Raw genomic sequence first — 16,773 nt, 5'->3', positions numbered from 1 at the left:
ATTCACGGGATAAAAATGGTCGCGAACCAGAGCGGGATGTCTGAGTCGAACCGTGGGTCGTGCAACGGTATATTTCATCCAATCGGCAGGAAATAACCCATGACACGCCCTACAGTCAATCAACCCCATTTAATCGTCCAACCAACTTGAGGTCGTACCCGATGTCTCCGGAACCCAACGTTCGTGACGCTGAAGTGGCAGCCTTTCGTGAAGCTGTGCTGAACAAACTCGAGTATGCCGTCGGCAAGGACGCCGCCCATGCGTTCGACCATGACTGGTTCATGGCCATCGCTTTAGCGACCCGCGACAAAATGGCCGAGCGCTGGATGAATCACACGCGCTACGTCTATAAGCAAGAAAGGAAGCGCGTTTACTACCTCTCGCTCGAGTTCCTGATCGGGCGCCTGATGTTCGATAGCCTGAGCAACCTCGGCATCATGGACATTGCCCGCGAAGCCCTGAAGGGCCTGAATGTCGACCTGGACAACATACGCACGCTGGAACCCGATGCGGCGCTGGGCAACGGCGGTCTGGGCCGTCTGGCGGCCTGCTTCATGGAGAGCATGTCGACCTTGGGCATCGCCGGTCATGGCTATGGCATTCGTTATGAGCACGGCCTGTTCCGTCAGGCGATCGTCGACGGCTGGCAGCAGGAACAGACTGAGAACTGGCTGGATTTCGGCAACCCGTGGGAGTTCGAACGCCCGGAAGTGATCTACCAGATCGGCTTCGGCGGCAGTGTTCAGCCCGTGCTCGATGTCACCGGAACCCCCGTGCTGGACGCCTCGGGCGAAACCCGTCAGGTGTGGCACGCAGGCGAAACCGTTCGGGCGATCGCCTATGACACGCCGGTCGTGGGCTGGCGTGGCAAAGCCGTGAACACGCTTCGTCTGTGGCGTGCCCGTGCCGTGGAAGACCTGCACCTTGAACGCTTCAACGCCGGTGACCACGTCGGGGCGGTCGCCGAGGTCGTGCGCGCCGAAAGTATCTCGCGGGTTCTCTACCCGAACGACAGCACCGAAGCCGGCCAGGAACTGCGCCTGCGTCAGGAATACTTCTTTGTGTCGGCCTCGCTGCAAGACCTGCTGCGCCGCCACAAGAACATGGGCTACACCATCAACAGCCTGCCGGAACACGCCGCCATCCAGATGAACGACACGCACCCGTCAATTGCCGTGGCGGAGCTGATGCGCATCCTCATCGACCTGTACGACGTGGAGTGGGACGAAGCCTGGCGCATCACCGTCGGCACCCTCGCCTACACCAACCACACCCTGCTGCCCGAAGCGCTGGAAACCTGGTCGGTCGGTCTGATGGAGCGGATGCTGCCGCGCCACATGCAGATCATCTACATGATCAACGCCCAGCACATCGACGATGTCCGCCTGGAACACAAGGACGACCCTGATCTGTTCGGCCTGCTGCGCGCCGTTTCGCTGATCGAAGAAGACAACGGCCGCCGCGTGCGCATGGGTAACCTGGCGTTCATCGGCTCGCACAGCATCAACGGCGTATCGGCGCTGCACACTCAGTTGATGCGCAAGACCGTGTTTGCGCATCTGCACAAGCTTTATCCCGACCGCATCAACAACAAAACCAACGGCATCACCTTCCGCCGCTGGCTGTTCCAGTCCAACCCGCAGCTGACAGCGATGCTGGTCAAGGAACTGGGCGAGCAGGTGCTCGACAATCACGAAACCGCGTTGCTGAAACTGGAGCCGTTGGCGGACAAGCCTTCCTTCCAGAAAGAGTTTGCGGCGCAGCGGTTGCACAGCAAACGCGCTTTGGCGGCGATCGTTCAGGACCGCATGGGGATCACCCTCAACCCTGAAGCGATGTTCGACGTGCAGGTCAAACGGATTCACGAGTACAAACGCCAGTTGCTCAACCTGTTCCATACAGTGGCGCTTTATCAGGCCATGCGCGCCGACCCGAGCACCAACTGGGTGCCACGCGTGAAGATCTTCGCGGGCAAGGCGGCGGCCAGTTATCACTCGGCCAAGCTGATCATCAAACTGGCCAACGACATCGCGCGGACGGTCAACAACGACCCGACCCTGCGCGGTCGGCTGAAAGTGGTGTTCATCCCCAACTACAACGTGAGTCTGGCGGAAAGCATCATCCCGGCGGCCGACCTGTCGGAGCAGATTTCCACGGCGGGTCTGGAGGCCTCGGGCACCAGTAACATGAAGTTCGGCCTTAACGGCGCGTTGACCATCGGCACGCTGGACGGCGCCAACGTGGAGATGAGTGAGCAGGTCGGGCTGGAGCATATGTTCATCTTCGGCATGACCGCGCAGGAAGTCGAAGCGCGCAAACATGCTGGCGAATTCAATGCCCACAACGACATCGCGTCGTCCGCGCGCCTTAATGACGTGTTGCAGGCGATTCGTGGCGGTGTGTTCTCGCCGGATGATCCGTATCGGTACGTCGGTTTGATCGAGCAATTGATCAACTACGATCGCTTCTTCGTCTGTGCGGACTTCGAGTCCTACTGGGCGGCGCAAGCGAGAGTGGAAGCGCGCTGGCACGACACGAAGGAATGGTGGCGCTCGGCGGTGCTCAACACGTCGCGCATGGGATGGTTCTCCTCGGACCGGACCATTCGTGAGTACGCCAACGAGATCTGGAAGGCGCTGGATTAATAGCCTGCAAGCGCGCCCCTACATTGACTGGTGCCGATTCCTCCATCGGCGACGACGCAGATACCTGTAGGAGCGTGGCTTGTCCCGCGATCTGTTGCGCAGCAACAGCACATTCGGCGCATGCGGTATTCCTGTCATATCGCGCTCACCGATTTTGCGACCGCTTCGCGGCCGATCGTCCGGATGCGGCCCAGAGACAAGCCTCGCTCCTACAGAATCTCTGTCGATCACAACATTCGTGAACGCAAAAATCACCCGTCGGAGTCTTCAGTCTCCGACACAAATTGTTTCCTCTTCCCCTCCGCCCGATATACTTCTCGCCATCGCCGGTCACCGGCCGAGAAGGGATGTCGTCGCGTGCAATGGATTCTTTTGCTGGCTGGTCTGTTTATCGGCGCGGTGCTCGATGAGTCGCTGTCAGGCGGGGCCGTGGGTGCGGTGGTCGGTCTGGCAATTGGCTTGAGCTTGCGGCTGTCATCCCTGTCCCGCGAAGCAGCCGAGCAGAAAGCCGAGCTGGCGAAAACCCGACAAGACTTGCACGCGATTCAACAACGCCTGAATCAGCTCGACTCCGCCGCCGTCCAACTACCGGATGCACCCGCCCCCGCTCCGCTCGACGTTCAGCCGATCGCCGACGCCGGCCCTGAACTGCTCTGGGACCTGCCGGATCTGGAACCCGCAGCGCCCGAGCTCTCCGGCGACTCCGAATGGCGCCGACCGCCCGACGTCGCGAAACCCGTTCGCCCGACGACTAAACCTCCCGTTCCCGCCGTACCCAATGTGTTCGACAGCGCACTGCTGCGCGCCAAAGAATGGCTTTTGGGCGGCAATACCGTGTTGCGTGTCGGCGTAGTGCTGCTGTTTCTCGGCCTGGCGTTCCTGTTGCGCTACGCCACCGAAGGCATGGTTGTGCCAATCGAAGCGCGTTACGCCGGCGTTGCGTTCGCCGCGCTGGTCTTGCTGGGGCTGGGCTGGTGGCTGCGACAGCGCAATGCGTCTTTTGCATTGATGCTGCAAGGCACAGGCGTGGCGGTGATGTACCTGACGGTTTTCGCCGCCATGAAAGTCCACACGTTGCTGGCGCCCGGCATGGCTTTTGGACTGCTGGTCGGGGTGACCGTGTTCTCGGCGATCCTCGCGCTGACGCAGAATTCTCTCGCCTTGGCCTGCGTGGCGGCGCTCGGCGGTTTCGCGGCGCCGTTGCTGACGTCTACCGGGGAAGGCAGCCACGTTGCGCTGTTCAGTTATTTCGCGCTGCTCAACGCGGGCATCTTCGCCATCGCGTGGTTCAAGGCCTGGCGACCGCTGAACCTGATCGGCTTCGTCGGCACCTTCGGCATCGGTTTCGCCTGGGGATTGAAGGCTTACACGCCAGCGCTTTTCTGGAGCACCGAACCGTTTCTGATTCTGTTTTTCCTGATGTACCTGGCGATAGGGCTGTTGTTCGCCCGGCGCAAGTTGCAGGCACACAGCACCGGCCCGGAGGATGACAGCCGGGAAGCGATGCTGCGTTGGTCGGCGAAGCAGAGCCATTACGTCGATGGCAGCCTGCTGTTCGGCACGCCCATTGCGGGGTTTGGCCTGCAATACGCGATCATCCAGCACATCGAGTTCGGCGCCGCCTTCAGCGCGCTGGTCATGGGCCTCCTGTACATGGGTATCGCGCGGGTGCTCGCGGGCCGTGCGCCCGGACGCGCACTGCTGTTGGTGGAAACCTGCCTGGCGCTGGGCGTCGTGTTCGCCACATTGGCGATTCCCTTGGGCCTGAGCGCGCAATGGACCACCGTGGCCTGGGCCGTCGAAGGCGCCGCCGTGTTCTGGCTGGGCATGCGACAGAACCGGTTGTTGGCGCGCTTTTTCGGTCTGCTGCTGCAGCTCGGTGCAGGGTTCGCGTTCCTGGGCATTGTCGGGCGCTGGTACTCACCGAGCTTCAACCATGGCGACTTCTGGACGCCCTTGATCATTGCTCTGGCGGGCTTGATCAGCGCATTTACCGTCGAGCGCATTGGGACCTTGCGCCTGGCCTTCAGCGAGCGGCTGCTGCAGCCGTCATTGCTGATCTGGGGAGCGTTATGGTGGGCAATTGCGCTGTGCGTCAGCACCCATTACGTTCCCGGCGAGCGGGAAGTGCCGACGTTATTACTGCTCGGCGCCGTCAGCGTGGCTGTATGGACTGTCGTCGCGCTGCGCTTGAAATGGGCCGGACTGGCTCAGCTCTGCGTTTTACTGACACCGGCCAGTGCTCTGCTTCTGGGACTGATGCTGTTCAATCCGTATTTCAATCCGGCGGACGATGGCGGCTGGCTGGGCTGGCTCGCGGTGTTCGTGGTCCATTTCCTGTCTCTGAAACGTCTCGACACCGTGTTGCTCCCGCGCCTGCGCAGCGTCGCGCATGTCGTTGGCTGCTGGCTGATCATCAGCGTGCTCTCGCTGGAGCTGCGTTATGGATTGCTGGTGCTGTCGGAGTCGTATAACGCTTGGCGCTGGCTGGGCTGGGCGTTGCTGCCAAGCTTGTATCTGCTGGCGATGACCGCTCCACACAACTGGCCTTGGCCGATCAGTGCGTATCCCCGTGAATACCGGGTCTGGGCCGCGGCGCCACTCGCAGCGCTGATGCTGGCGTGGTTCTGGCTCGCCAACGGGTTCAGCGATGGCAACGCCGACCCGCTGCCGTACATCCCGTTGATCAACCCGCTTGAACTGGGGTTGCTGATCACGCTGGCCGGCATTTTCAGCTGGACCCGCACCCAGCTGCCGCAGTCAGGCGTCAGCGCAGCCCATGCACGCAAGGTCGCACTGATGATTGCAGGCGCGTCGATCTTCGCGTTGGTCACCGCCATGGTCATGCGCGGCGCCCATCACTGGGCGGGCGTTGCCTGGCACACTGACGCGCTGCTTGAATCCATGCGCGTGCAGGCGGGCCTCTCCATCGTCTGGACCTTGATGGCGCTGACCCTGATGATCGGCGGTCACCTGCGCGCACGGCGCGACATGTGGATCGTCGGTGCGGTGTTGATCGGCATCGTGGTCGCCAAACTGTTCTTCGTCGAACTTAGCAACCGGGGCGGACTGGAGCGCATCGTCTCGTTTATCGGCGTTGGCATTCTGCTGCTCGTAGTGGGATATTTCGCACCATTACCGCCGAAGAACCCTGCAAGCAGCCCGTCTTCCACCGACACTGCGCCTCCGGATTCGGCACCGCAATGACGCCCAGGAGCCCGCAGTTGATTCGTCTGTCCCTCATCACGACCGCAGTGTTCAGCGTCTTGCTGTCCGCAGCACAGCTGGCAAACGCCCAGGTTCAGACGGAGGATCTACCGGACGACTTCACCCGTCATACGCCGCTCACCCTCAGTGGCGAAGGCCCGTGGTATCGGCTCGAATTGCCCTTGGCGCTGCAGTTGAATGCGCAACAAAGCACGCTCAACGATGTGCGCGTGTTCAATGCCGACGGCCAGGCCCAACCCTACGCGCTGACGTTCAGTCAGCCCCCGCGTGAAGAAGACCAGACGCCGGTCGCGGTGAAGTGGTTTCCGCTCTACAACAGCGATGATGCCAAGGACGCCGAGCCAAAGATTCGCGTCGAGCGCACGACCACGGGCACGCTGGTCGAGGTGCAGCCTCAGGGCGAAATCGAGGCCGGCGAAGAAATCCTACGGGGCTGGTTGCTCGACACCAGCGCCATCCACGGGCCGCTGGATCGACTCGTGCTCGACTGGAGCACCGAACGCGAAGGCTTCCAGCGATTCAGCATTGAGGCCAGCGACGACCTTCAGCACTGGAAGCGCTGGGGCGAAGGCCAAGTAGCGCGGCTGTCGTTTGCCGACGAGCTGGTCGAGCAGCGTGTCGTCACCTTGCCGGGGCGTAATGCCCGTTACCTGCGCCTGTTGTGGACCACGCCCCAAACCGCCCCGACGCTCGCGTCCGCGCAACTGATCAGCACGCGCCCCGGTGTCATGCCGCTCAGTTGGTCGCCGAGCATCAACGGCAGCGTTGAGAAGCCGGGTGTGTATGTCTGGCAACTGCCGGTTGCCCTGCCGCTCGAGCGCATGAAAGTCGCCATCGCCCAGCCCAACAGCCTTGCACCTGCAACCTTGTATGGACGCCGCGACAACACCGCGCCGTGGCAACCGATCGACAGCGGCTTGCTCTATCGGCTGACCCAGAACGGTCAGGACGTGGTGCAGGACGAGATGGAGCTGCCGGGCAATGTCGTGCAGCAATTGAAGCTGGAGGTCGATGATCGGGGCGGCGGTCTGGGTAACGAAGCGCCGAAGCTGAGCTTCGCGGTGCGCGCCACGCAGTTGGTGTTCCTCGCCCGTGGCGCACCGCCTTACAGCCTCGCCATCGGCAACGCGACGATAAAGGGCGCCAACTTGCCCCTGTCGACCTTGGTGCCCGGGATTACGCCAGAGAAACTTGCAGCGCTGGGCAGCGCAAAGCTTTCGGTGACGCCTGTCTCGGTCCCCACGGCTGCGGTGCCTGTGGCTGCGGGTCCCGACTGGAAACGTATGGGACTGTGGGCTGTATTGGTGCTCGGCGTGATTTTTCTGGGCTGGATGGCGATTAGCACGCTCCGCGCATCCCGGCTTAAATAACGATTGGTGTTGTCTCGCTGGCTGAACCGATCCCGCACCTCGAAAAACGCGGAGGATGTACACCGTCTTGTCACTGTGGAGCGTTTACGATTCTGTAGCCCGTGAACTGAATCACTACCCAGTCGGTCTGACAGGCAGTATTAAGTCGTTACACGCGTTAAACTGTTCGCGTTTTTTATTCCCTTCTTCGGAGCTCTCCATGTCCCGCGTTACCCTGAGTCGCTATCTGATTGAGCAGACCCGCAGCAACAACACTCCTGCCGATCTGCGCTTCCTTATCGAAGTGGTGGCGCGTGCGTGCAAGGAAATCAGCCACGCAGTATCCAAAGGCGCCCTGGGTGGCGTGCTGGGCAGCATGGGTACTGAAAACGTTCAAGGTGAAGTGCAGAAGAAGCTGGACGTGATGTCCAACGAAATCCTGCTCGAAGCCAACGAATGGGGCGGTCACCTCGCCGGCATGGCGTCGGAAGAAATGGACAACGCCTACCAGATTCCGGGCAAATACCCGAAGGGCGCCTACCTGCTGGTGTTCGACCCGCTGGACGGCTCCTCGAACATCGACATCAACGCCCCGGTCGGCACCATCTTCTCGGTATTGCGTTGCCCGAACGAATACCTGAGCCAGAACGAAGCCCTGAACGAAAAAGCCTTCCTGCAGCCGGGCACCCAACAGGTGGCCGCTGGTTACGCGATCTACGGCCCGCAGACCATGCTGGTCCTGACGCTGGGCGACGGCGTCAAAGGCTTCACCCTCGACCGTGAGATGGGCAGCTTCGTGCTGAGCCATGAAGACATCAAGATTCCGGAGTCCACTCAGGAATTCGCCGTCAACATGTCCAACCAGCGCCACTGGGAAGCGCCGGTCAAGCGCTATGTCGAAGAACTGCTGGCCGGTGAAGAAGGCCCGCTGAAAAAGAACTACAACATGCGTTGGGTCGCGGCGATGGTTGCCGACGTACACCGCATTCTGACCCGTGGCGGCCTGTTCATGTACCCTCGCGACGCTCGCGAGCCGTCCAAGCCGGGCAAACTGCGTCTGATGTACGAAGCCAACCCGATGTCGTTCCTGGTGGAACAGGCGGGCGGCGCGTCCACTGACGGCCATCAACGCATTCTCGACATCCAGCCCGAAGGCCTGCACCAGCGCGTAGCGGTGTTCCTGGGTTCGAAAGAAGAAGTTGAACGCGCGACTGCGTACCACAAAGAGTAAGCCATCATGAGCGCGCCTTGGCTGCCGCTGCTGGACTGGTGGTTCGGTTCTGCCGAATCTCCGGCCGAGACAGCCAAGGCGAAAAACAAGCTCTGGTTCGGCAAGAAGAAATCCCAGGACACCGATGCGCTGCACCGCTTCGGTGGACTGGTCGAGCAGGCACTCAAGGGCGGGCTGTCCGAATGGACCGAAACCCCGCAGGGCTGGCTGGCGCTGGTGCTGTTGCTCGATCAACTGCCGCGCATGATATTCCGCGACACACCCAAATCTTATGCTGGCGACAGTCGTGCCCAGGCGCTGGTCAATCATGGCCTCAAGCTGCAGCGCGATCTGGCGCTGACGCCGATACAACGCACCTTTATCTATCTGGTGCTCGAACACACCGAACGGCTGGACGCTCAGGACGAAGCCATCCGCCGCTTCGCCGACCTTCTCCCTTTACTGCCCGCCACTGATCGCGACTACTTCACCCAGACGCTGGCTTACGCGAAGAAGCACCGCGAGGTGATCGAACGCTTTGGTCGGTTCCCCCATCGCAACGAAGTGCTGGGGCGTGAGTCCACGGCTGAGGAAGTGGAGTTTCTGAAGGAGCGTGGGTCGCGGTTCTAGGCCCGCGAACGATAAGCTTCTGGCCGAAGGCCGTGGGAGCGCAGCTTGCTCGCGAACTGGCGCGAAGCGGCAGCAGAATCAGACGAATCGGGAGCATCAGGTATACCGGGTTGCCAGTAATTGCTGCCGGTCCCCGGCAGATCGCGAGCAAGCTGCGCTCCCACGGCCTTCGGCCAGAATCAAATGAAGAGCGCAGCGCGGTAAATATCGTTAGGGAACCAGACACACCCTTTTCTCTTCTAAGCTTTCGGCATCACGCCAGTGAGTGCGCCCAAGGCGTAACACTGCGACGTCGCCCCCTCTCGGTTCAGGAGCTTCACCCATGTCTTTGCGCTCTCTCATGTTGCTGTCGTTCTGCGTGCTGCTGGCCGCCTGCAGCAAGATCAATCAGGAAAACTATTCGAAAATCTCGGCAGGCATGTCCAAGGCCGAAATCGAGCAGTTGCTCGGCAGCCCGACCGAGTGCTCGGGCGCACTGGGGATGGCGAGCTGCACCTGGGGCGATCAAAAAACGTTCATCAGCGTTCAATACGCCGCTGACAAAGTGGTTCTGTATTCGGGTCAGGGGCTCAAATGACTATCTCACGCATGATCCGCGCAGGTGCATTGGCGATGGCAACGTTGTGGCTGACAGCGTGCGCGTCGACGCCAGGAGAGTCGATGGCGCCAAGAACTGAAGGCCATGTAGACCTAAAGCGTTATCAGGGCACGTGGTACGAACTGGCGCGCCTGCCGATGTTTTTTCAGCGCAACTGCGCGCAATCCGAGGCGCATTACGCGCTCAAACCTGACGGCAACATTGCCGTGACCAACCGCTGTCGGACGATGGACGGCCAGTGGGAGGAAGCCACGGGCACCGCGTCGCCGCAGGTCGAAGGCAAGACCGACAAGCTGTGGGTTGTGTTCGATAACTGGTTCTCACGGCTGCTGCCCGGCGTCGCGAAAGGCAACTACTGGGTGCTCGACGTCAGCGAAGATTACAAGCTCGCGATCGTTGGCAACCCGAATCGCAAGTACCTGTGGCTGCTGTCACGCACGGCGCATGTCGATGACAAAACCCGCAATGAGCTGCTGATGAAGGCTCAACAACAGGGCTATGACACCACCCGGTTGATCTGGCGGGTTGAAGATTCGAAGATCGCCAAGGTGGCCGAATAGCGCCGGTCAGTGGTTTTTTTGCGGGCCGGCTCCCACAGGTTCGATGTCGGCCGCAAGCCATGGGAACGACGCATTACCTGTGGGAGACGTCCGAGGTTACGAGGGCAGCGAACGCGGTGGGTCAGTGGCAAAAATGTCAGATGACCCACCGCATTCGCCAGTAATGCCGGCTACAAGGATTTCATTTCAACCTGTGGATGGAGTGGATTAGCCGAGCTTCAGCCCAACAATTCCCGCAATACCTGCGCAAACGCTCGGCTGCTCTCGGCTTCATCGGCATGCCGACCTTCGCGGATCACCCAGCGACCGTTGACCATCACGTCACGTATCTGCCGATCGCTGCCAGCGAACAGCCAGCGGTTGAGGATCGCATCACCCGACGCAGTCGCCAGATACGGATCGTTGCCATCAAGTACCAACCAGTCCGCGCGCTTACCCACTTCCAGCGCACCCGTCGGCTGCCCCATCGCCTGAGCCCCGCCCACCAGCGCAGCGTCGTACAGCGTGCGACCCACCATCGGCTGATCCGGTCGATACAGCCGGTTGCGGCGTTGATCGCGTAAACGCTGGCCATACTCCAGCCAGCGCAGCTCCTCGACGACGCTCAGCGAAACATGGCTGTCCGATCCAATGCCCCAGCGTCCGCCCTGAGCGATGTAATCGACGGCCGGAAAAATACCGTCGCCCAGGTTGGCTTCAGTCGTCAGACACAGACCGGCAACCGCGCCACTTTTAGCCATCGAGGCGACTTCATCGGCTTCGGCATGGGTCGCATGCACCAGGCACCAGCGCTCATCGACGTCCACATTGTCGTACAGCCATTGCAACGGACGACGCCCGCTCCAGGCCAGGCAGTCATCGACTTCTTTCTGCTGTTCGGCAATATGGATATGGACCGGGCACTGCGTGTTGCTGGCGGCCATCACGTCGCCGATCTGTTGCGGCGTGACCGCACGCAGCGAGTGGAAGCACAGGCCCAGCGCCTGCGCCGGTTGCGCATCGATAAGGGGTTTCAGGCATGATTGCAGATCGAGGTAGCCGTCGGTGCTGTTGATGAAGCGGCGCTGGCCTTCGTTCGGTGCCAGCCCGCCAAACCCTGAGTGCGTGTACAGCACGGGCAGGAGCGTCATGCCAATGCCGACGGAGGCGGCGGCCTGACTGACCTGCAACGCCAACTCCGCCGGGTTCGTGTACGGCTGGCCGCTGGTGTCCTGGTGAACGTAATGAAACTCCGCCACCGAGGTGAAACCGCCCTTGAGCATCTCGATGTACAACTGACGCGCGATGACGCCCAGTTGCTCCGGGCTGATCTGCCCGACAAGGCGATACATCAGGTCACGCCAGGTCCAGAAGCTGTCGTTCGGATTGCCCGCCACTTCCGCCAGACCCGCCATCGCGCGTTGAAACGCGTGTGAGTGCAGGTTCGGCATGCCCGGCACCACAGGACCGTTGATCAGTTCAGCGCCATGACGCTCGGCATCGGCCTGGACGTTGGTCAACAGGCCATCGGCGCTGACCTCAAAACGCACGTTATTGGCCCAGCCAGCAGGCAATAACGCTCGTTCGGCAAAGAAAACGGACATGGCTTCGCACCCCTCGCGTGAAATTGTCTATACATATACAGACGTTTGTCTGCCCGGTAAACTGCGGCAAGCTTGTCGTTGAACGCGTAAATGGTTAGCGTGAGCGCCATACGACGCCATTTGCCTCCGACTTTTACGCCATAACAAGGATTTTTCTGTGCCGACTCCGCCTGCCAACTCTCCGCTGGCCGCCCAGATGGGTGACAGTCCGGCGCCGCTGTACGCCAGGGTGAAGCAAATGATCACCCAGCAGATTCAGAACGGAACCTGGCCGCCGCATCATCGTGTGCCGTCCGAAAGCGAGCTGGTGACTCAATTGGGCTTCAGCCGCATGACCATCAACCGCGCCCTGCGCGAGATGACCGCCGAGGGCATGCTGGTGCGCATGCAAGGCGTCGGGACGTTCGTCGCCGAACCCAAGACCCAGTCTGCGCTGTTCGAAGTCCACAACATCGCCGATGAAATCGCGGCGCGCGGCCACACGCACACCTGCCAGGTGATCATTCTCTGCGAAGAAGCGGCGGGCTCCGAGCGCGCGCTGGCGCTGGACATGCGTGAAGGTCAGCGCGTGTTTCATTCGTTGATCGTGCATTTCGAAAATGACATTCCCGTGCAGATCGAAGACCGTTTCGTCAATGCGCTGGTCGCGCCGGATTACCTGCAGCAGGACTTCACCAAACAGACGCCATATGCGTACCTGAATCAGGTCGCTCCGCTGACAGAAGGCGAGCACGTGGTCGAGGCCATTCTGGCCGAGCCTGATGAATGCAAGCTGCTGCAAATCGAGAAAGGCGAACCGTGCCTGCTGGTGCGTCGTCGCACATGGTCGGGTCGTCAGCCGGTGACCGCCGCGCGCCTGATTCACCCCGGCTCTCGCCATCGCCTGGAAGGACGCTTCAGCAAATGACCCGACTGACTGTTCTGCGCGCCGTCGATTACCCGCGCATGCCCTGGAAAAACGGCGGCGGCAGCACCGAGGAAATCACCCGAGACTCAGGTGAAGGGCTGGACGGTTTCGGCTGGCGACTGTCGATTGCCGACATCGGTGAATCCGGTGGCTTTTCGGTGTTTGCCAGTTACTTGCGCATCATCACGGTGCTGCAAGGCGCCGGCATGACGCTGAAGATCGACGGCAAGGACAGTGAGGCTTTGCTGGTGTCCGATCCGTTTGCCTTCAGCGGCGACAGCCAAGTGTCCTGCACCCTGTTGGACGGACCGATTCGCGATTTCAACCTGATCTACTCGCCCACCCGCTATCGCGCGCGGCTGCAATGGATCGACGTGCTGCAGCCTCAACGCTTCTTCAGTTCGGCTAACGTCTTTCTGGTGTTCAGCGCCGCCGAACAGATGGCGGCCAACGTCGGCGAACACCCGCCGCAGCTGCTCGAACGCCATGACTGCCTGCAACTGGATAACGCTGAGGGCTCGTTGCTGGAAGTCGTGCTCTACGCGCCCCGCGCAAGCCGCTGCTGCGTGATCGAACTGACCGCAATCTAAGCAAAACCCTTGTAGGAGCGTGGCTTGTCCCGCGATGAACAATGACGCGGTGCACCTGAACATCCGCGTTGCCTGAATCGCGGGCAAGCGCGCTCCTACAGAAAGAAACCCTGCCACCTGTGTTAATTTGCGTTCTTTTTCACCTGCCCAGGGACGCCGATGACGACGCTCAACAACCAGAAAGAAAGCCCGCGAGCCCTCGCCATTCTCGCCAGTTTCCTCGCGTCGGAATCCGCTGGCGGCATCGTACTGATGGGCGCTGCGCTGGCTGCGATCATCGTTGCAAACTCCCCCATGGCCTCCTTGTACTTCGCCGCGCTGCACAGCGTATGGGGCGGGCTGTCGATCGAGCTGTGGATCAACGATGGCTTGATGGCGATCTTCTTTCTGATGGTCGGGCTGGAAATCAAACGTGAAGTGCTGGCCGGCGGCTTGGCCAGTTGGGGTCAGCGCGCCCTGCCCGGCTTCGCGGCGGCAGGCGGCATGCTGATACCCGCACTGATCTACGTCGGTACCAACTGGGGAAACGCCGAAACGCTGAGCGGCTGGGCCATTCCAGCGGCCACTGACATTGCCTTCGCCCTGGGCGTGTTGTCGCTGCTGGGCAAGCGTGTTCCCGCGTCACTGAAAGTCTTTCTGGCTGCACTGGCGATTCTTGACGATCTCGGCGCCGTCACCATCATCGCGCTGTTCTACAGCACCGGCCTGAACCTGCCGATGCTCGGCGCCTCTTTCGCCACGCTGGCAGTCCTGATCGTCATGAACCGCATGGGCGTGCAGCGTCTGCTGCCGTATCTGCTGCTGGGTCTGCTGCTGTGGTTCTTCGTTTTACAGTCAGGCGTACACGCCACGCTGGCGGGGGTCGCACTGGCACTCTGCATTCCGCTGGGGACACGTCAGGAAGAAGCGCGGTCGCCGCTGCTGTTTCTCGAAGAAAAGATGCACTACTGGGTCGCGTTCGCCGTTGTGCCGGTGTTCGGATTCGCCAACGCTGGCGTTTCGTTGTCTGGCATCACGTTAGGCAATCTGGTCGACCCGGTTCCGCTTGGCGTCGCGCTGGGCCTGTTCGTCGGCAAGCAGATCGGTGTGTTCGTCGCAGCAGCGCTGGCAATTCGCTCGGGGCTGGCCACGCTGCCTGAAGGCAGTAACTGGACGCAGATGTACGGCGTGGCATTGCTGTGTGGCATCGGCTTCACCATGAGCCTGTTCATCGGCAACCTGGCCTTCCCTGGCGCAGCGCATTTGATCGATGAGGTGAAAGTGGGCGTGCTGATGGGTTCCATTCTGTCGGCGGTGGTGGGCGTGCTGTTGCTGCGCAGCCGGTTGTGTCGGCCCTGAGTGCCCAAAGATTCATCTGACGGAAAATAATTTTTAACGACTGCATCCAATCGATCTTCTGGCGGGTAGTACAGACAGCAGCTCGTGCTGCCGAACGGAATACCCTCCAGGAGAAATTGCGATGAATGCTAAAACCTGCCTGCGACTGGCCACCAGCACTCTCACCTTGGCCTGTGTCACCTCTGTATTTGCCCAAGCCGACCTGCCCGACAGCATCAAAGTCCCTGACGGCCATAAAGTCAGCATGCAAACGACCGGCGTTGGTGAAATCACCTACGAGTGCAAAGCCAAAGCCAACAGCGCCACGGAAACGGAATGGGTATTCGTCGGCCCCAAAGCGGTCCTCAATGACCGCAGCGGCAAGCAAGTCGGCACCTACTTCGGTCCGCCAGCGACCTGGGAAGCCAAAGACGGCTCGAAAGTGACTGGCACCCAATTGGCCGTCGCCCCTTCCAGCGCGGGCAACCTGCCCTACCAGTTGGTCAAAGCCAATCCTGCAGAAGGCAAAGGCGCCATGACCGGCGTCACCTACATCCAGCGCGTCGCGCTCAAAGGGGGCGTTGCGCCTTCCAGCGGTTGCACGCAAGCCAACAAAGGCGCCAAGGAAGTGGTGAAGTACCAGGCTGACTACATTTTCTGGGCCAGTAACTGATCGCTGGCGATTCACTATCCTGCGCAGGAACTGGGCTATGCTCCTGCGCAGGAGCCCCGAATCCGGTTCGTGGACGGCGTATTTTTTCATGGCTGATTAATTTGCCCGCACCTCAGACACCCTTTGATTACGAAGCAGCGTTGCATGACTGCGCCCGCGGTGAGCGGTCGGCGCTGCAACGGCTTTACGAACAGGAAAGCCCTCGTTTGCTCGGGGTGGTGCAACGTATCGTGAACGATCGTGCACGCGCGGAAGACATCGTGCACGACGCTTTCATCAAGATCTGGAGCGGCGCTGCGGGCTTCGACGCCACGCGTGGCAGCGCTCGAGGCTGGATGTTTACCGTGGCGCGGCACCTGGCGCTCAACAGTGTGCGTAACAGCGCCCGTGAAGTGTCGATGGACGACGACAGCGATAGCGACAGTCACGCTCAGACAACGCTTGAAGGTTGGCAGGAGATGGGCGACGCATTCGATTGGCGAGTGAACCCGGGGCGGGTCTATACCTGCCTTGAACAATTGGAGCCGGTGCGCCGCAACTGTATTTTTCATGCCTACGTCGACGGCTACTCTCATCAGCAGATCGCGCAGAAACTGGGGGCACCGTTGGGCACGGTGAAAGCCTGGATCAAGCGCAGTCTGGCCTCGTTGCGGGAGTGCATCGGATGAACGAACGATCTGGCACCCCGTCTGATGACGATCTCCACGCTCTGGCCGGTGAGTATGTGCTGGGCACACTGGATGCTGAGCAACGCGCAGAGGTTCAGAGGCGCCTTGAACAGGAGGCCGACTTGCGCAGGGCGGTGGATGATTGGGAAATCCGCTTGCTGGCACTCACCGATCTGGCGGAGCCCATTGCGCCGCGCGCCTCGCTCTGGAACCGGATCGAGCACTCCCTCGACGTGCTGTCACCCGCACCTGGGGCGCAAGCAACGGCAAAACGCGACCGAGGCACGCGGTGGTGGGACAGCCTCAATCTGTGGCGCAGCGTGGCCGGATTCGGTATCGCCGCGTCGGTCGCGCTGGCGGCGGTGCTGGTGACCCAGCAGCCCGCCAAGCCGCTGCCGTCTTATCTGGTGGTGCTCGTTGCTCCTCAGGACAAGGCGCCCGGCTGGGTGATTCAGGCCAACAACAGCCGTGATATTCAGTTGATCCCGCTGGGCGAAACGTCCATACCCGAAGACAAGGCGCTGCAGTTCTGGACCAAGGCCGACGACTGGCAGGGCCCCGTTTCTCTAGGGCTGGTCAAACCTGGCCAGGTGCTGAGTGTGCCGCTGGACTCACTGCCACCCCTGCAGCCCAACCAGTTGTTCGAGCTGACCCTCGAAAGATCCACGGGCTCGCCGGTCAACAAGCCCACAGGGCCGATTCAGTTCATCGGGCGTGCGGTCAAGGTGATCTGAAGGCTGACGCATGAAGCCGCAGGCATCTGCGCACGGATGTTGAAAAATCGCTCCCGTGCGTCGTAACAGTGTGTTTCAGGA

The 16,773-nt window shown here is 61.1% G+C and carries 14 protein-coding genes; 13 read left to right on the top strand and 1 reads right to left on the bottom strand.

The annotated features are described in order from the left end of the window. Positions 1-161: 161 nt before the first annotated feature. The 7 genes from ABDX87_RS15835 to ABDX87_RS15805 all read left to right on the top strand — a co-directional run bounded on the left by ABDX87_RS15835 (position 162) and on the right by ABDX87_RS15805 (position 10,220). Positions 162-2,645, top strand: a complete 2,484-nt coding sequence (locus ABDX87_RS15835; protein WP_346828732.1) for a glycogen/starch/alpha-glucan phosphorylase — start codon at positions 162-164, stop codon at positions 2,643-2,645. Between the two features lie 357 nt (positions 2,646-3,002). Continuing rightward, positions 3,003-5,852 (top strand): DUF2339 domain-containing protein, encoded by a 2,850-nt coding sequence (locus tag ABDX87_RS15830; RefSeq protein WP_346828731.1) that lies wholly within the window; start codon positions 3,003-3,005, stop codon positions 5,850-5,852. Beyond that, positions 5,849-7,243, top strand: coding sequence for a DUF3999 domain-containing protein (locus tag ABDX87_RS15825; RefSeq protein WP_431061153.1), 1,395 nt, complete (start codon positions 5,849-5,851; stop codon positions 7,241-7,243). The genes ABDX87_RS15830 and ABDX87_RS15825 overlap by 4 nt, the downstream gene beginning before the upstream one ends. A gap of 199 nt (positions 7,244-7,442) precedes the next feature. Next, positions 7,443-8,453, top strand: coding sequence for a class 1 fructose-bisphosphatase (locus ABDX87_RS15820; RefSeq protein WP_346828730.1), 1,011 nt, complete (start codon positions 7,443-7,445; stop codon positions 8,451-8,453). 6 nt (positions 8,454-8,459) lie between these two features. After that, entirely contained in the window at positions 8,460-9,062 is a 603-nt protein-coding gene (locus tag ABDX87_RS15815; protein ID WP_346828729.1) for a DUF924 family protein, read from the top strand. Positions 9,063-9,384: 322 nt separating this feature from the next. Then, positions 9,385-9,639 carry an outer membrane protein assembly factor BamE gene (locus tag ABDX87_RS15810; protein WP_346828728.1) on the top strand — a complete coding sequence of 85 codons (255 nt, stop codon included), beginning with the start codon at positions 9,385-9,387 and terminating at the stop codon, positions 9,637-9,639. Positions 9,640-9,674: 35 nt separating this feature from the next. Continuing rightward, on the top strand, positions 9,675-10,220 hold the full coding sequence (locus tag ABDX87_RS15805; protein WP_346833531.1) for a lipocalin family protein: 546 nt from the start codon (positions 9,675-9,677) through the stop codon (positions 10,218-10,220). A gap of 218 nt (positions 10,221-10,438) precedes the next feature. Here ABDX87_RS15805 and ABDX87_RS15800 read toward each other — a convergent pair whose 3' ends face one another. Next, the gene (locus ABDX87_RS15800) at positions 10,439-11,803 is read right to left on the bottom strand and encodes a formimidoylglutamate deiminase (RefSeq protein WP_346828727.1); all 1,365 of its coding nucleotides are present in this window, start codon (positions 11,801-11,803) and stop codon (positions 10,439-10,441) included. A gap of 196 nt (positions 11,804-11,999) precedes the next feature. On the opposite strand from ABDX87_RS15800, the gene hutC reads away from it, so the two are divergent. The 6 genes from hutC (at position 12,000) to ABDX87_RS15770 (ending at position 16,692) form a co-directional block, all read left to right on the top strand. Continuing rightward, positions 12,000-12,710, top strand: coding sequence for a histidine utilization repressor (gene hutC / locus ABDX87_RS15795; RefSeq protein WP_346833530.1), 711 nt, complete (start codon positions 12,000-12,002; stop codon positions 12,708-12,710). Continuing rightward, a complete protein-coding gene (locus ABDX87_RS15790; RefSeq protein WP_346828726.1) occupies positions 12,707-13,300 on the top strand; it encodes a HutD/Ves family protein in 594 nt (197 codons plus the stop codon). Before hutC ends, ABDX87_RS15790 begins: the two co-directional genes overlap by 4 nt. A gap of 159 nt (positions 13,301-13,459) precedes the next feature. Continuing rightward, the gene (gene nhaA / locus ABDX87_RS15785; RefSeq protein WP_346828725.1) at positions 13,460-14,638 is read left to right on the top strand and encodes a Na+/H+ antiporter NhaA; all 1,179 of its coding nucleotides are present in this window, start codon (positions 13,460-13,462) and stop codon (positions 14,636-14,638) included. 121 nt (positions 14,639-14,759) lie between these two features. After that, positions 14,760-15,290: a DUF3455 domain-containing protein gene (locus tag ABDX87_RS15780; RefSeq protein WP_346828724.1), complete on the top strand. Its 531-nt coding sequence runs from the start codon at positions 14,760-14,762 to the stop codon at positions 15,288-15,290. Positions 15,291-15,391: 101 nt separating this feature from the next. Then, positions 15,392-15,958: a sigma-70 family RNA polymerase sigma factor gene (locus ABDX87_RS15775; protein ID WP_346828723.1), complete on the top strand. Its 567-nt coding sequence runs from the start codon at positions 15,392-15,394 to the stop codon at positions 15,956-15,958. Next, on the top strand, positions 15,955-16,692 hold the full coding sequence (locus tag ABDX87_RS15770) for an anti-sigma factor (protein WP_346828722.1): 738 nt from the start codon (positions 15,955-15,957) through the stop codon (positions 16,690-16,692). The genes ABDX87_RS15775 and ABDX87_RS15770 overlap by 4 nt, the downstream gene beginning before the upstream one ends. Positions 16,693-16,773: the final 81 nt, after the last annotated feature.

Origin of the sequence: Pseudomonas abietaniphila, assembly GCF_039697315.1 — a bacterium.
In the GTDB taxonomy this organism is placed as follows: Bacteria; Pseudomonadota; Gammaproteobacteria; order Pseudomonadales; family Pseudomonadaceae; genus Aquipseudomonas; species Aquipseudomonas abietaniphila_B.
Note: the sequence above shows the minus strand (reverse complement) of the source record. Positions and strands in the feature narration are given on the sequence as shown.

Coding starts and splice junctions, on each gene's coding strand:
- ABDX87_RS15805 (WP_346833531.1), top strand. CDS start 9,675: ATGGCAACGTTGTGGCTGACAGCGTGCGCGTCGACGCCAGGAGAGTCG.
- ABDX87_RS15770 (WP_346828722.1), top strand. CDS start 15,955: ATGAACGAACGATCTGGCACCCCGTCTGATGACGATCTCCACGCTCTG.
- hutC (WP_346833530.1), top strand. CDS start 12,000: ATGGGTGACAGTCCGGCGCCGCTGTACGCCAGGGTGAAGCAAATGATC.
- ABDX87_RS15815 (WP_346828729.1), top strand. CDS start 8,460: ATGAGCGCGCCTTGGCTGCCGCTGCTGGACTGGTGGTTCGGTTCTGCC.
- nhaA (WP_346828725.1), top strand. CDS start 13,460: ATGACGACGCTCAACAACCAGAAAGAAAGCCCGCGAGCCCTCGCCATT.
- ABDX87_RS15835 (WP_346828732.1), top strand. CDS start 162: ATGTCTCCGGAACCCAACGTTCGTGACGCTGAAGTGGCAGCCTTTCGT.
- ABDX87_RS15810 (WP_346828728.1), top strand. CDS start 9,385: ATGTCTTTGCGCTCTCTCATGTTGCTGTCGTTCTGCGTGCTGCTGGCC.
- ABDX87_RS15820 (WP_346828730.1), top strand. CDS start 7,443: ATGTCCCGCGTTACCCTGAGTCGCTATCTGATTGAGCAGACCCGCAGC.
- ABDX87_RS15825 (WP_431061153.1), top strand. CDS start 5,849: ATGACGCCCAGGAGCCCGCAGTTGATTCGTCTGTCCCTCATCACGACC.
- ABDX87_RS15780 (WP_346828724.1), top strand. CDS start 14,760: ATGAATGCTAAAACCTGCCTGCGACTGGCCACCAGCACTCTCACCTTG.
- ABDX87_RS15800 (WP_346828727.1), bottom strand. CDS start 11,803: ATGTCCGTTTTCTTTGCCGAACGAGCGTTATTGCCTGCTGGCTGGGCC.
- ABDX87_RS15790 (WP_346828726.1), top strand. CDS start 12,707: ATGACCCGACTGACTGTTCTGCGCGCCGTCGATTACCCGCGCATGCCC.